Below are 14674 nucleotides of genomic sequence, written 5' to 3' on the forward strand. Positions count from 1 at the left end.
GTTTCAGTAGGTGGAGCGCAGTTCGCCGGTAGGGCTCCAGTAGCCCTGCGCACGCCCGCTGAGCAGGGCGTTGTCCATGCGGTCGAGCGGCAGCGGCACGCGCCGCCGGGACCGGCTGCTCTCGTAGGTCGCGAAGACCAGTTCGGCGCCGCGCAGGCCGTGCTCGGCGTCGAGGGCGGGCTTGCCGCCGGTGCGCAGGCTGTCGACCGCGTCCCGCACCGCCTCGGCCGTGGCGGCCACGATCGCCGGGTCGACGCCGCGGTCCCAGGTGCGGGAGTCGGTGTCGAAGGGTGAGTCGTGGACCAGGTCGTCCTTGCCGAAGCGCTGGATCAGGCAGCGCGCGCCGCGGATGTCGGCGCGCCCGCGGGTGCCCTGGATGATCAGCCCCAGGTTGTTCTGGAGGTTGAGGACCGGGGTGTGCGGTTCGCGTCCGGTGGAGACCACCGCGCGGACGCCGTCGGCCCAGCCGATCTGGGTGACCGACGCGGTCTCGACGAAGGCGCCGTACACATAGCGGTCGAGCGTCACGTCGAGTTGGCCGAAGACCCACTCCGGTGCGGTGTCGCCGCGGTGGAAGAGGATCAGGTCGAGGATGTGGGTGCCCCAGTCGAACAGGTTCGGGCAGTACCCCTCGATGGTCACGACCTCGCCGATCTCGCCCCCGGCGACGGCTTCGCGGGCGAAGCGCTGCACGGCCTCGAAGCGGCGCTGGAGGTTGTAGGTCAGTTGCGTGCCGGCGTCGGCCGCGACCCGGGTCATCTCCAGGGCCTCGCCGTACGACAGCGCGACCGGCTTCTCGCAGTGCACCGCGCGGACCCCGGCCGCCGCCGCGGCCCGGACGATCTCCGGGTGCAGGGCGGGCGGTGTGCAGACGCTGACGACGTCGGGCCGTTCCAGGACGAGCAGTTCGCGGTAGTCGCGGTACGTCCGCGGTACGCCCAGCTCCCCCGCCAGGTCCTCCGCGGTCCGCTCGTCGACGTCGGCGAGGGCGACGAGCTCGACGCCCGGCACCGCCCTCAGGCCGAGGCCGTGCACCCGGCCCTGCGAACCCGCGCCGATGACTGCCGCGGTGACGGATGCCATCCGCTCTCCTCCCCTGAGTCCCGCCTGAAGTGAGTCCCGCCAGGACCGCCTCCGGGGCTGTCGAGGGCCCGGACAGTGGTCGTTGGGTATGTGCCAAAGCCATACCACTTGCCGCCATCGTAATACGAAAGACGGTCCTGTCTAGAGGGTGAAGCAGACCAGAATGCTGGGGAAACCGGGCGCACTTCGCACTTTTCAGCCACAGACAGGCACAATTCGGCCGTCATCCCGGCCGGATTTCTACGACACCACTACTGACCACATAGGACCACTTCGCTACGCTGGTCCCCGGTCGTCACCGACCCCGTCACCCCGCTCGGCCCGCCATTCCCGCCCAGCCGTCACACCACCAGCCGTCACACCACCAGCCGTCACACCACTCAGGCCAGGAGATCCGTATGAAGATCAGTCAGCTCGTCGGCCCGCGCACCTCGGAGGTCGTCGCGGCCGACGACCCGGTCCCCGGCGCCGACCAGGTGCTGGTCGAGGTGCTGGCCAGCGGGGTCTGCACCTCCGACATCGGGCCGTGGCTCTCGCACGACCCGGCCGCGCCGCCGGTCAGCCTGGGCCACGAGATCGTGGGGCGGGTGGTCGGCACCGGCCGGGACGCGGGCCGCTGGGCGCCGGGCGACCTGGTGACCGGGCTCGGCGGCGAGGGATTCGCGACGCTCGCCGTCATGGACGCGCACGCCGTCCTGCCGGTACCGGCCGGGATCGAACCCGCGCACGCGATCGGCGAACCGGTCGCCGACCTGGAGGAGGCGCTGTCCCGTACGGGGGTGCGCGCGGGCGACCGGGTCGCCGTCGTCGGCCTCGGCTTCATGGGCCTCGGCCTGGTCCAGCTCGCCAAGCGGCACGCGCCGGGGCTGCTGGTGGGCGTCGACCCCGACCCGGCCCGCCGCGAGCGCGCCCTGCGGCTCGGCGCCGACCTCGTCTTCGCCCCCGACGACCTCCCGGAGGAGTACCGGAAGGACACCGGACGGGCCACCGACGCGCGGCTCGCCGTGGTCCTGGAGGCGACCGGCACGACGAGCGGGCTCGGCACGGCCGGCAGCCTGGTACGGCCCTTCGGCACCCTGTGCGTCGTCGGCTACCACCACACCGGCGACGCGATGATGGACATGGACCTCTGGTACAAGGCCGTCACCGTCGTCAACGGCTTCTGCCCGGACCGGACCCGGCTGATGGGCGCCATGCGCGACGCGCTCGCGCTGATCGGCGAACGCCGCTTCAGCTACGCGCCGTTGATCACCCACCGCTTCGGCCTCGAAGGCGTGGACGACGCCTTCCGCGCCATGACGGCGGCCGGTCCCGACTTCGTCAAGGGAGTGCTGGTGCTCTGACCACGCGTACGGCTGAGGTCGGCACACCGGTCCGGCCTCAGCCCGCGGCTCAGCCGTACGAGCGCCCGCGGCTCAGCCGTACGGCCGCCCGCGGCTCAGCCGTGCGAGCGCGCGAAGGACGTACGCAGCCGGTACCGGTCGCCCGCGTACTGGATCGTGGACTCGAACAGCGGCTCCTCGTCGGAGCCGACGGCGATCTGGTGCATGACCAGAAGCGGATCGCCCGAGGCCATGTCGAGCTGTCCCGCGGCGCGGTCGTCGGCCTTGGTCGCCTCGATCGTGCTGTCCGCGCGGACCGGCTCGACCCCGGCGGCGGAAAGCGTCGCGTACAGCGAGCGGTCCGCGAAATCGACGTCCTCGATGCCGGGCACCAGAGCGAGCGGAATTCGCGTCAGGTCCAGCGCTATCGGAACACCGTCGAGCAGCCGTACCCGCTCCAGCCGGAACAGCGGAGTGCCGGGCGCGATACCGAGCCGCTCCGCCTCGTCGATGCTGGCCGGGCTCGCCTGTGCCATTAATACCTTGGAGTGCGGCTTCAACCCCATTCGTGCCGCGGTCTCGCTGAAGGATTCCAGGCTGTTCGGCCATTCCTTCTTCGGCGCCGACTGCGTCACGTACCAGCCACGGCCGTGGGACGCGCTGAGCACGCCCTCCTCCACCAGGTGACCCAGGGCTTTCCTCAGCGTGACCCGGCTGATGCCCAGTTGACGGCAGAGCTCCCGCTCGGGCGCCAGCCGCATTCCCGGCCTCAGCTCGCCCCGGTCGATTTCGCTGCGGATCAAATTCACCGCCTGGATCCACAGGGGTTCTGGATAGCCCGGCAGGATAACGCCCGCGACCTCGCGAGAGTCGTTCATACGTGAGGCCCCCATAATGACGCGCTCGCGACCTCCGGCCGCCGACGCCGTAACTGATGAACAGCGACGCTCAGGATAGCTTTCCGCCAGGTGGTCTGACCAGTTCCACGGGTCCCGGCGGCGGGACGGCCGGAACCGGCCGGTGCGAGCGGGTCCACTCCCGCGCCCCGAATGCTTGAATGCCGGAGTGAATACGACATCGGGCGGCATCGATGTGCTGCGGGTCTTCTGCGGCCCCGACCGGCGGTACGGCAACCCGCTCGGCGTGGTCCGCGACGGCTCGCGCTACCCGGACCGCGCGGCACGGCAGGCCCTGGCCGGTGAACTCGGCTTCAGCGAAACGGTGTTCGTGGACGACCCGGAGCGCGGCGCGGTCGACATCTACACGCCGGGGCTGCGACTGCCCTTCGCCGGGCACCCGTTGGTCGGGGTCGCCTGGCTGCTCGACGTGGAGGTGCTCGAACCCGAGGTCGGGGAGGTCTTCACGCGCGACGACGGGGAGTTCACCTGGATCACCGTCCGCGCGGAGTGGGCGCCGCCGCGCACCCTGCGCGAGTACGCGCTGCCCGCCGAGGTCGACGCGCTGGACGTGCCGGAGCCGGGCGAGTGGGTGTACGCCTGGGCGTGGCAGGACGAGGCCGCCGGCCGGATCAGGGCGCGCGCCTTCCCCGGCCGCGGCGACGGCATCGACGAGGACGAGGCGACGGGCGCCGCCGCGCTGCTGCTCACCCGCCAGCTCGGCCGCGCGCTGCACATCACGCAGGGCCGGGGCTCGCAGATCCTCACCGCGCCCGGCCCTGACGGCACCGTCGAGATCGGCGGCCGGGTGTGTCTGGAGGCCGTCCTTCCCGCGCCGCGGGCTCGCTGAGCCCGGCGCGGAGGCCGGCGCGGAGGCCGTCCGTCGGCGTCACAAGTCGCGCGTTCCCCGTACACCGCCTTGACTGGTGGCGTTCGTGGCGTTCGTCGCCGCCGTGTTCGCGGTACTCGCGGTGCTCGCCATGTCCGCCCGTCACAGCCGTGTCCGCCGTGTCCGCCGTGGAGGTCGCGTATGGCCGCCGCACCCTCCGGGCCTCCGGGCCGTGAGAAGGGCCGGGCCGACCGCGAGAAGGGCCTGGTCGGCCGTACGGTCGCGGGGGCGGCCGGGCGCGCGGCGCGGTGGAAGGCGCGCGGGCTGCGGCTGCGCCACGCGGCGGAACGCCGCTTCCCCGTCATCACCGAGCTGACCGCCCGCCTGCTGTCGGTGAATCTGCTGGACGCGGGCACCCGGCTGGCCGCCCAGCTCTTCCTGACCGCCGTCCCGCTGCTGTTCGTGGTCGCGGCCTTCGCGCCGAAGACCGTACGCGACCAGCTCGTGAGCACCGCGCGTAACGTCTTCGGCCTCACCGGGGCGTCGGACGAGCAGCTCAGGCAGGTCTACAGCGCGAACGGCGGGGATCTGCGGCAGACCATCGGGGTGATCGGCGTCCTGATGGCGCTGCTGTCCGCCACCGCGTGCAGCCGGGCGATGGCGCGGGTGTGCGAGCGGGCGTGGGGGCTGCCGCGCGCCTCGGTGCGGGTCGCGGTGTGGCGCTGGGTGGTGTGGATCGCCGCGTGGATGGTGGCGCTGGTGCTCCAGGGGCCGCTGCGCGACGGCTTCGGCGTCGGGCTGTGGCTCGGCCTGCCGCTGACCTTCCTCGCGGACGTGCTGGTGTGGTGGTGGACCCAGCGGCTGCTGCTGAGCAAGCGCGTCGCGTGGCTGCCGCTGCTGCCCGGCGCGATCCTCACCGCGCTGGCGATGACGGCCCTGTCGGTGACCGCCCGCCTCTACATGCCGACCGCCCTCAACCGCAGCCTGGCCAATTACGGCTCCCTGGGGTCGGTCTTCACGATGCTCTCCTGGCTGATCGCGATCTGCGCGGTGCTGACCTTCACCATCACCGCGGGCGCCGTGCTGGCCTCCGAGCCGCCGCTGGCCTCCCTCCTCGGACCCGCCGGCGGCACGGACCCGCGATCGCGCCGGAATGCCGGTGCGGACCGCGTCATCTAGCGTGGTCAGGGCGGGGGGACGCCTCGCGGCGGGCGCACCGCGGCGGGGGAACGGCGAAAGGTGCCCTCATGCGTCGCTACCCGCCGATCGCGGACCACGGCCTCATCGGAGACCTCCAGACCAGCGCGCTGGTGTCGTCGCGGGGCGTCGTCGACTGGTTCTGCGCGCCGCGCTTCGACTCGCCGAGCGTCTTCGCCTCGCTCCTCGACCACGACCGCGGCGGCTACTTCTCGATCGCGGCCGCGAGCCCTGAGGCGAGGGTCAGGCAGCTCTATCTGCCGGACACCGCGGTGCTCGTCACCCGCTTCATGACCCCCGACGGCGTCGGCGAGGTCATCGACTTCATGCCGGTGGACCGGCCGGAGACCGCCACCGACCGGCACCGGCTGCTGCGCGTCATGCGGGTGGTGCGCGGCACGGTCCGCTTCGCCCTGGAGTGCAGGCCGCGCTTCGACTACGGCCGCTGCGACCACCGGCTGCACGTGAGCGACGACGGCACGGCCAGATTCGGCGCGTCGGGGGCGTGGGCGTACCTCCAGCCGGTCGGCCCGCTGGACCTCGAACGCGACGAGGAGGACGTCCGGGCCGCGGTCACGCTGGAGCAGGGCGAGATGGCCGCCGCGGTGCTGACGGTGTGCGCGGCGCACGGCGAGCCGCCCGAGCCGGTGACGGTGGACGGCCTGCGGGCGGAATTCGACGGGGTGCGGGAGTTCTGGCACGGCTGGATCCGGCAGTGCCGCTACCGGGGCCGCTGGCAGCAGGCGGTGAACCGCTCGGCGATCACCTTGAAGCTGCTCACGTACGCGCCGACCGGCGCTCCGGTCGCCGCCGCCACGATGGGCCTGCCGGAGCAGGTCGGCGGCGAGCGCAACTGGGACTACCGCTATACGTGGGTCAGGGACGCGTCGCTGTCGGTGAACGCGCTGGTCGACCTCGGTTTCACCGCGGAGGCGGACGCCTTCCGCCGCTGGCTCGGCGGGCGGCTGCGCGCGGGCGGCACGGTCACCGGCGAGCCGTTGCAGATCATGTACCGGGTGGACGGCGACCCGCACCTGGCCGAGGAGACGCTGGACCACTTCGAGGGCTACCGCGGCTCCGCGCCCGTCCGGCTCGGCAACGGGGCCGCCGACCAGCTCCAGCTCGACATCTACGGCGAGGCCGTGCACGCCCTGTCCCGGTCGCAGGACATCGCCCAGCTCGCCGGGTGGGAGGGCTGGCGGGCCTTCTCCGGGCTGCTGGACTGGCTGGCCGCGCACTGGGACCGCGCGGACGAGGGCATCTGGGAGACCCGCGGCGGGCGGCAGGACTTCACGTACAGCCGTCTGATGTGCTGGTCGGCCTTCGACCGCGGCATCCGGCTGGCCGCGGAACTCGCCAGGCCCGCGGATCTGGAGACCTGGACGACGGCGCGCGACACGATCATGGAACAGGTCATGGACCGCGGCTGGAGCGAGAAGCGGCACGCCTTCGTGCAGCACTACGGCAGCGAGGTGCTGGACGCGTCGCTGCTGCTGATGCCGGAGGTCGGCTTCGTCGCGCCGAAGGAGCCGCGCTGGCTGTCGACGCTGGACGCGATGGACGAGGAGCTGGTCTCCGACAGCCTCGTCTACCGCTACGACCCGGGCGCGTCCCCCGACGGGCTGCGCGGCGGCGAGGGCACCTTCTCGCTGTGCAGCTTCCTGTACGTCGGCGCGCTCGCCCGCGCCGGGCGCCTGGGCCCGGCCCGCTACGCCTTCGACAAGATGCTCACCTACGCCAACCACGTCGGCCTGTTCGCCGAGGAGATCGGGCCGACTGGTGAGCAACTGGGCAACTTCCCGCAGGCGTTCACGCATCTGTCGCTGATCACGGCGGCGACGGCGCTGGACGAGGAGCTGGACAGGTCCGAGTCCTGACCGCCGGGCCCTGCCGCCGTCAGGGCGTCGTCGGGCCGCCGCCGTGGACGGTGGTGCTCCTGATGTCGCGGCCCTGGATGACCGGGGCGTGGAACACCCCGTCGTTGACGGTGTTGTTGACGACGCTGACCGAGCCACGGCCGGCCGCCGGGGCCAACTCCTCCAGCAGCAGCCGCAGTTCGGCGGCGGCGGCCGGGTCGTCCCGCAGGACGCGGCGCAGCCGGGTGCGCCAGCCCGCCTCGATGTCGGCGGCGGCGTCCGCGTCCCCCGAGTCCCTGGCGGCCGTCAACTCGGCTCGGGAGAGCTGGAGTTCGTCGAGAGCGGCGGTCTCGTCCCCGGTGCGTGCGGCGGCCCCGGTCGTACCGTCGTCGGCTGCCGTATCGCCGTCGGCCGCCGCCCCGGCGCTGCCGCCGCTGCCGCGTGCGAGGAACCGCGCCAGCCGGTCCCGTACCTGTGTCCAGGCGTCGGACGCCATCAGTGTGACCACCTGCGTCGCGCCCGACGCGGCCAGTGCCGCCAACTCCGCGTCCACGGAGCCCCCCCTTCGTCCGCCGCCCCGCTCATCCGCGGGGCCGCCGCCACCAGCGTAGGGCGGGCGGGCCCGCCGCGGCAGACGGTCTCCGGCCGCGTACCGGCAGGGGACCGCCCGCGTGATCGCGTACGGGGACGGGGGGTCGCCGGGCGGGACCGCGATACGGCAGCATGTGGCCCATGAGCGACTTCCTGGTGATCGGTGAGTGCGTAGCGGACATCGTCCGGACCCCCGGACAGCCCGATGTGCCGCATCCCGGCGGCAGTCCCGCCAACGTGGCGTACGGGCTGGCCCGCCTCGGCCACGCCACCGCGCTCCTCACGCAGCTCGGCGACGACCCCTCGGGCAAGCTCATCACCGACCACCTGCGGTCGGCGGGCGTACACCTGCTCGCGGACGGCCGGCACGACGTCCGCACGCCGACGGCGGTGGTCACGCTCGACGAACAGGGCGCGGCGCGCTACGACTTCGACATCGCGTGGACGCTCGGGCCCGTCGAGCCGCCTACCGCGCTCCGGCACGTCCACGTCGGGTCGATCGCCGCCGTGGCGGAGCCGGGCGCGGCCACCACCGTGGACCTCGCCGCGCGGCTGCGCGCGGACGCCACCGTCAGCTACGACCCCAACATCCGGCCGGAGTTGATGGGCACGCACGAGCTGGGTGTCGCCGGAGTCGAGCGGTGCGTGGCGCTGAGCGACCTCGTCAAGGCGAGCGACGAGGATCTGGAGTGGCTGTATCCGGGCGAGCCGGTCGCGGCGGTCGCCGCGCGCTGGCTGGCGGCCGGGCCCGCCGTCGTCTTCGTGACCATGGGCGGGGAGGGCGCCGCCGCCTTCACCCGTGACATCGAGGTGACGGGCGCGCCGGTGCGGACCGAGGTCGCCGACACCGTGGGCGCGGGCGACTCCTTCATGTCCGCGACGCTGGACGCCCTCACCGGCCTCGGCCTCACCGGCGCCGCCGCCCGGCCCGCGCTCGGCGCCCTGGACAAGGCGACCCTCGCCCATGTGCTGCGCCACGCGGGCACCGCCGCCGCGCTCACCGTCTCGCGGCCCGGCGCCAACCCGCCCACGACAGGGGAGTTGCGGGCGGCGCTCGCGTAGGCCACCGGGGCAGCGGAGGTGTGACGCCCAACGGCCGGGGACCCGATTCGCCCCGGATCGGGCAGCCCGTACGGCCCGGCCGGACGGCGTGCCCCCTATCACCGTGACACCGCGCTCTTCTAGCCTCCCCTTGAAGATCGATCAGCCCACCGAGGGGGGACTTGCGTGGACGCGTCCGCGTACCGCATGGTCGTGTGGACCGAGCAGGACTACGTCACGGCCGCCGCGACGGCCGACCGGCTGGTCGCGGAGTGGCTCACCGACGCCAAGGGTTATCCGGTCACGGCGCTGCACGACGGCCGCAACGAGATAGCCGAGCACGTGACGCTCGACCGCGACACCGATTCGGGGCAGCAGGGCGCGCACAGCCGCTGGCGATTGCGGGAGAGCCCGCCGGCATTGCGGGCGACCTGGCAGTCCACGCTCATCGTCCGTACCGACATGGCCGATCCGGGCCGCACCTGGGTGCAGCTCGATGTCGAACACCGGCCGGACTCGGCGGAGATACCGCAGATCCGCGCGTCCAAGCCGCGGCTGGCCGACGCGATACTCGACGCCCTGGACACGCACAGCGGCATCGCCGAGATCCGCGCCCGCGCCAGCTTCATCTACGCCGGTGACGTGAAGGAGGTGGTCGAGGAGCTGACCGACCGGGAGCGGCGGCTGCCCATCGTCGTGGCGAGCGTGCCGTACGGGACCGACGCCGACGAGTGGCTGGAGAAGGTCGTGGACCGCGCCTTCACCCAACTCGTGGGCCGCGCGGTGCTGTACGTGCTGACCCGCGAGGCGCAGGCCGCGTTCAACAAGGCGCTCGAACACCATCCGGTCTTCGGCGGCGGCATCCGTACGTACATGCCGCGCGTCGACCCCGCGTGGGCCGCCGACGGGCAGCGGCACCCGGTGATGTCCCGCGCCACGGTCGAGGCCGATCCGGTACGGGCCGCCACCGTGCTGACCGCGCTGCCGCGCAACCAGGCGGCCCGCATGCCGCTCCCCCAGCCGCTGGCCCGCCTGCACGCCCAGCGCCCGCGGCCCCGGTCCACCGAGCACGGCGACGAAATCGCGCGCCTGCGCGCCGACCACGAAAGCCTGATCGCCCTTCTCGACGAGGCGGCGGAGGCCGAGGCCGCCCGCTACAAGCAGGTCCGCGAGCTCCAGCACGACCTCGCCGACGCCAACTGGCTCGCCGAGGAGTTCTACGCCGAGCGCCGCGCCGCCCAACAGCAGGTCCGCGCGCTCCAGTTACGTCTCCAGCAAGTCGGCGCCTACGAGGCCGCCTTCGCCCCCGTCGAGGAGGACGAGAGCGAGGCGCTGCCCGGCAGCTTCACCGAACTCCACGCCCGGCTCCACCAGTTCCCCACCCTGCTCTTCACCGGGGACGCCAAGGTGATGACCGGTCTCGACGACCGTTCCAAGCCCAACTGGGTCAACGTCTGCTGGGAAGCGCTCCAGGCTCTCGAGGACTTCGCCGCCGCCTCCGTGGCCGGCCGCGCCCGCGGCGACTTCCGCTCCTGGTGCCAGGATCTCCCCTCCGGCTGCCACCCCTTCCCCGCGGGCAAGGTCCTGATGAAGGAGTCCGACACCGTCTGGCGCAACCTCTCCTGGCGCAAGGAGCGCACCCTCCCCGTGCCCCGCGCCGTCGATCCCTCCGGCGCGGTCTACATGGAGGCCCATCTGCGGATCGGCGGCGGCAGCACCATCTCCCCGCGGCTGCACTTCTTCGACGACACCGCCAACACCGGTCTGCTCTACATCGGCCACATCGGACCGCACCTCACCAACACCCGCACCTCATAGCGCCGGCAGGTGGGCTTCGACGCGGGCGACGGCCTGCGGGGTGCCGGTGAAGAGGTGGGCGCGCATGCCCGCGGTCTCGGCGGCGGCGATGTTGGGGGCGTGGTCGTCGATGAACAGGCAGTCCGACGGGCGGACTTCGAGGCGTTCGCAGGTGAGCGCGAAGGCGCGGGGGTCGGGCTTGGAGACGCCGATCTCGTGGGAGTAGACGATCTCGTCGACCAATGAGTCGAAGCGGTAGCGGGCGGTCTCCCGTTCGCGGGCGCCGACGAAGCTGTTGCTGAGGATGCCGAGGCGGCAGCGGGAGCGCAGGCCGCGGACGTAGTCGATGAGTTCCGTGTTGGGGGCGCCGAGGTATTCGGCCCAGAGGTCGGACATGAAGGACTCGACCTGGCGGGCGTCGAGGCCGAAACGGGCGCCGACCTGGGCGCGTACCTCGGGCTCGGTGATCGCGCCGACCGCACCGGCCTCCCAGACGTCGTCGAGACGGCGGTCCACGGTGCCCGGCGGGAGGCCGAGGCGCTCGTCCCACCGCTCGATCCAGCCCGTCGGCGGTGTGATCTCCAGGACTCCGCCGATGTCGAGGATGACGCAGCGCTCTGTCGTGGAAGGTCCAGTCGTCTTCATGGAAGGTCCTCTCGTCCGGTTCCGCGGCGTGCGGTACGCCCTGCCCTCACGGTGGGCTCTCACCTTCGGTGAGGGTCAAGGCGGTGACGGAACCCGCCGACCGCCGCCGGGTCCGGGGACCGCGACCGCGGTGATTCGCGATAGCTTTCGCAAAAGGCGGACCGGCACGGCGGTACGGCCGCCGGGGGCGCGAGCGCGGGAGAGCAGAGGATGGCGGCGGCGGAACCGGGGCACGAAGCCGACGGCGACACAGACGGCGGCACAGACGCAGGCGCGGGCGGCGGAGGCACGACGACGCTCGCCGAGATCGCGCGGCAGGCGGGGGTGTCGGTCTCCACGGTCTCCAAGGTGCTGCACGACCGCTCGGACGTGGCGTCCAGGACCCGCGCCAAGGTCCAGCGGCTGCTGGAGCAGCACGGGTATCTCGCGCGGCACCGCCCCGCGGCGACGGCGCTGGCGGCGGGCGGCCTGATCGACTTCGTGATCAACGAACTGGCCAGCCCGTGGGCGGGCGAGCTGATCCGGGGCGCGGAGGAGGCGCTGCACGCCGAGGGGCTGGGCATGGTGGTGTCGGCGACGCACGGCCGCAGCCGGCTCACCCGGCAGTGGCTGGACTCGCTCGCCACCCGCCGCACGCGCGGCGCGATCCTGGTGCTGCCGGAGCTGACGCCCGCCCAGCACGAGGAGTTGCGCAGGCTCGGCCTGCCCTTCGCGCTGATCGCCCCGGCCGACGAGCCCGCGCCCGGAGTGCCGTGGGTGGGCGCCACGAACTGGCCGGGCGGGCTGGCCGCGACCCGCCATCTCATCGGGCTCGGCCACCGCAGGATCGCCGTCATCAGCGGGCCGCCGGAGCGGCTGGCCTCACGCGCCCGCGTGGACGGCTACCGCTCGGCGCTCGACGAGGCCGGGCTGCCCTTCGACCCGGCGCTCGTCCGCTACGGCGACTTCACCCACGAGCCCGCGCACCGGCACGCCCTGGACCTGCTGGGGCTGCCCGACCCGCCGACCGCGGTCTTCGCGGGCAACGACCAGCAGGCGCTGAGCACCTACCGCGCCGCCGCCGCGCTCGGGCTGCGCGTCCCGGCCGACCTGAGCGTCGTCGGCTTCGACGACCTGCCCTTCGCCGACTGGGTCACGCCGCGGCTGACCACCGTACGCACCCCGCTCGCCGACATGGCCGCGCTCGCCGCCCGGATGGTGCTCCAGCTCCTCGGCGGGGAGCAGCCCGCGTCGACCAGGGTGGAGGTCGCGGGCGAGCTGGTCGTGCGCGAGAGCAGCGGGCCGCCGCCCGTACGGTGACCAGGCCGCTGGACCAGGGGGTCAGCGCTGGACCAGGGGCGGGTCAGCCCTGGGCGAGGGCCGGGTCGAGCCAGAACAGCTCCCAGTGGTGGCCGTCCAGGTCGAAGAAGCTCCGGGTGTACATCGGGCTCTCGTGCTCGGTGCGCTTGGCCGCCGTGCCGCCCCCTGCCACGGCCGCCTCCGCGATCCGGTCGACCTGCTCCTTGCTGTCCAGGCCCAGCGCCACGATGGCCTCGGTGGTGGTCGCGGTGTCCGCGATCTCCTTCTCGGTGAAGGTCCGGAAGAAGGGCTCGACCAGCAGCATCGCGTAGATGTCGTCGCTGATCACCATGCAGGTCGCGTTGTCGTCGGTGAACTGCGGGTTGAAGGTGAACCCGGCGGCGGTGAAGAAGGCCACGGAGCGGTCGAGGTCCTTCACGGGGAGGTTGACGAAGATCTTCGTGGACATGGGTGCCTGCCTTACGTTCCGCTGGTCGGTGTCACGGGAAGGTCGTGCGCTTCACCGGGGTAGACCGGTGCGCGGCGCGGAACTCATCGGTACCCGCGGGCCGTCTTCGCCTCACTCCCCGCGCAGCAGGGTGTCCACGGCCCGGCCGAAGACGAGCCGTCCGGTACGCGCCGTGACCGCGTCGAACGCTCCCGGCAGCCGCCACACCCGCAGCTCCTCGCGCCAGCGCACCCACGAGCCGGTATCCGCGCCCGTACCCGTACCGCTGTCGTCCGGCCGTACGTCGATCTCCGCCCAGCCGGTGACGATCCGGCCGGTCTTCTCCAGACGGCAGAATCCGGGGCCGCCGTCGACCGGCGGCTCCCAGCGCACGATCCGCATCGGGTCGTCGAACCCGGCACCGCCGAGCCCGGTCCGCGCCACGAAGGCCGTGCCGACCCCGTCGGGCGGCGGCGTCAGCACACTGATCCGGGTCAACGGCACGGTGGCGGTGTGCCGTTCCCAGTCGGTCAGCCGCCGCCACGCCTCGGCGACGGGCAGCGGGGTGCGGCGCTCGACCACGAAAGGGGACATAAGGCCAGGGTAGGGCGCGCCGCCGTCAGGACCAGCCGGTACGGGTCCGCAGCCAGTCGAGCGCGACGACGCCCTGGGCGTACTGGAAGGGGCGCAGTGTCGGCAGGCCGGGCGGCGCGGGCCGCCGCGCGTGGCCGAGCAGGAAGCCGGCGAAGGCGGCCAGCACCGCCGTGACGCCGTCCGGGTCGGCGCCCGCGGCCACCGGGTGCCGGTCGAAGATCTCGGCGGGGGGCGGTCCGCCCTGCATCCCCACGCTGGGCAGCATCAGCAGCAGGTCGAACCAGGGCGCCGCCAGGCAGGCCCACGGCCAGTCCACGACCATGACGCGGCCGTCCGCGGTGAGCAGCAGATTGTCGGCCCGCAGGTCCGCGTGGGCCAGGGTCTTTCCGGCCGCCGCCCGCGCCCATCCGGCCTCCAACGCGGCCAGTTCCGCCAGATGGCGTACGGCCCAGGGGTCGAGGCCCGTCAGGTCGTCGGTGGCCGCCGCGTGCTCGGCGGCCAGGGCGCGCCAGCCGTGGAAGTTCTCCGCGTTCGCCTCCGCCACGGGCGGGACCTCCACCGGGGACGGTGTGAGCAGCGTCGCGAGGTCGCCGACCGCGGTCAGGACGCGCTCCAACTCGGCCGCGTCCCACGGCTGTGCGGGCGTGCGGCCCTCGATGTCCTCGAAGAGCAGGACCACCCAGTCGTCCCGCTCGAAGGAGGCCAGCAGGCGCGGGGCCGGGACTTCACGGGGAAGCGCCGCGGCCACCGCGGCCTCCGCCCGGTGGATGCCCGGGCTCTCCGGATTCGCCGCCGGGGTCACGGCCTTGACGAACGCCCTCGTCCCGTCCGTCAGCCGCAGGCGGGCCGCCACGCCCGGCGAGAAGCCGCCGGCCTGCGTCTCCGCCGCCGCGACGCGTGCTCCCAGGCGTGCCTCGGCCTCTCCCCGCACGCCTGCGGGCACGTCCCCCCACTCGGCTCGCACACCTTGTGCCCCCACGGCCCCGCTGTCGGTCGTCATCGCCCCATCCTCCCGACCCCCCGGGGCCCGGGGCCACCGCGTTTCGGGAGGCGCGGGTCCTGAGGGGTCGGTCGGTCGCGGCGCGGACGGGGCCGGG

At 73.3% G+C, this 14674-nt stretch carries 14 protein-coding genes; 7 read left to right on the forward strand and 7 right to left on the reverse strand.

What is annotated here, in order from left to right:
* Positions 1-3: 3 nt before the first annotated feature.
* Positions 4-1083 (reverse strand): Gfo/Idh/MocA family protein, encoded by a 1080-nt coding sequence (locus ACIOC1_RS23820; protein WP_401856286.1) that lies wholly within the window; start codon positions 1081-1083, stop codon positions 4-6.
* A 398-nt stretch (positions 1084-1481) separates the two neighbouring features.
* On the opposite strand from ACIOC1_RS23820, the gene ACIOC1_RS23825 reads away from it, so the two are divergent.
* Positions 1482-2426 carry a zinc-binding dehydrogenase gene (locus ACIOC1_RS23825; protein ID WP_401856287.1) on the forward strand — a complete coding sequence of 315 codons (945 nt, stop codon included), beginning with the start codon at positions 1482-1484 and terminating at the stop codon, positions 2424-2426.
* 95 nt (positions 2427-2521) lie between these two features.
* On the opposite strand, the gene ACIOC1_RS23830 is transcribed toward ACIOC1_RS23825, so the two are convergent.
* Complete coding sequence (locus ACIOC1_RS23830) at positions 2522-3283, reverse strand: GntR family transcriptional regulator (RefSeq protein WP_355333224.1); 762 nt, start codon at positions 3281-3283, stop codon at positions 2522-2524.
* A 187-nt stretch (positions 3284-3470) separates the two neighbouring features.
* Here ACIOC1_RS23830 and ACIOC1_RS23835 point away from each other — a divergent pair, with 187 nt between their 5' ends.
* From ACIOC1_RS23835 to ACIOC1_RS23845, 3 genes are all read left to right on the forward strand, one after another.
* On the forward strand, positions 3471-4151 hold the full coding sequence (locus ACIOC1_RS23835; RefSeq protein WP_391048380.1) for a PhzF family phenazine biosynthesis protein: 681 nt from the start codon (positions 3471-3473) through the stop codon (positions 4149-4151).
* Positions 4152-4331: 180 nt separating this feature from the next.
* Positions 4332-5309, forward strand: a complete 978-nt coding sequence (locus ACIOC1_RS23840) for a YhjD/YihY/BrkB family envelope integrity protein (protein ID WP_355333229.1) — start codon at positions 4332-4334, stop codon at positions 5307-5309.
* 68 nt (positions 5310-5377) lie between these two features.
* A complete protein-coding gene (locus tag ACIOC1_RS23845) occupies positions 5378-7204 on the forward strand; it encodes a glycoside hydrolase family 15 protein (RefSeq protein WP_401856288.1) in 1827 nt (608 codons plus the stop codon).
* A gap of 19 nt (positions 7205-7223) precedes the next feature.
* On the opposite strand, the gene ACIOC1_RS23850 is transcribed toward ACIOC1_RS23845, so the two are convergent.
* On the reverse strand, positions 7224-7736 hold the full coding sequence (locus ACIOC1_RS23850) for a hypothetical protein (protein WP_401856289.1): 513 nt from the start codon (positions 7734-7736) through the stop codon (positions 7224-7226).
* A 179-nt stretch (positions 7737-7915) separates the two neighbouring features.
* On the opposite strand from ACIOC1_RS23850, the gene ACIOC1_RS23855 reads away from it, so the two are divergent.
* The gene (locus ACIOC1_RS23855; RefSeq protein WP_401856290.1) at positions 7916-8836 is read left to right on the forward strand and encodes a carbohydrate kinase; all 921 of its coding nucleotides are present in this window, start codon (positions 7916-7918) and stop codon (positions 8834-8836) included.
* A 165-nt stretch (positions 8837-9001) separates the two neighbouring features.
* Positions 9002-10633, forward strand: a complete 1632-nt coding sequence (locus tag ACIOC1_RS23860) for a hypothetical protein (RefSeq protein ID WP_391161173.1) — start codon at positions 9002-9004, stop codon at positions 10631-10633.
* Here the strand turns inward: ACIOC1_RS23860 and ACIOC1_RS23865 are convergent.
* A complete protein-coding gene (locus tag ACIOC1_RS23865; protein ID WP_355333240.1) occupies positions 10628-11257 on the reverse strand; it encodes an HAD family phosphatase in 630 nt (209 codons plus the stop codon). The genes ACIOC1_RS23860 and ACIOC1_RS23865 overlap by 6 nt on opposite strands.
* A 210-nt stretch (positions 11258-11467) precedes the next feature.
* Here ACIOC1_RS23865 and ACIOC1_RS23870 point away from each other — a divergent pair, with 210 nt between their 5' ends.
* Complete coding sequence (locus ACIOC1_RS23870; RefSeq protein ID WP_401856291.1) at positions 11468-12556, forward strand: LacI family DNA-binding transcriptional regulator; 1089 nt, start codon at positions 11468-11470, stop codon at positions 12554-12556.
* 43 nt (positions 12557-12599) lie between these two features.
* Here ACIOC1_RS23870 and ACIOC1_RS23875 read toward each other — a convergent pair whose 3' ends face one another.
* From ACIOC1_RS23875 to ACIOC1_RS23885, 3 genes are all read right to left on the reverse strand, one after another.
* The gene (locus ACIOC1_RS23875; RefSeq protein WP_391048396.1) at positions 12600-13004 is read right to left on the reverse strand and encodes a VOC family protein; all 405 of its coding nucleotides are present in this window, start codon (positions 13002-13004) and stop codon (positions 12600-12602) included.
* A 111-nt stretch (positions 13005-13115) separates the two neighbouring features.
* Positions 13116-13577 (reverse strand): SRPBCC family protein, encoded by a 462-nt coding sequence (locus tag ACIOC1_RS23880; protein WP_401856292.1) that lies wholly within the window; start codon positions 13575-13577, stop codon positions 13116-13118.
* 25 nt (positions 13578-13602) lie between these two features.
* Positions 13603-14577 carry an aminoglycoside phosphotransferase family protein gene (locus ACIOC1_RS23885; RefSeq protein WP_401856293.1) on the reverse strand — a complete coding sequence of 325 codons (975 nt, stop codon included), beginning with the start codon at positions 14575-14577 and terminating at the stop codon, positions 13603-13605.
* Positions 14578-14674: the final 97 nt, after the last annotated feature.

This window comes from Streptomyces sp. NPDC088197 (assembly GCF_044741185.1).
GTDB lineage: Bacteria > Actinomycetota > Actinomycetes > Streptomycetales > Streptomycetaceae > Actinacidiphila.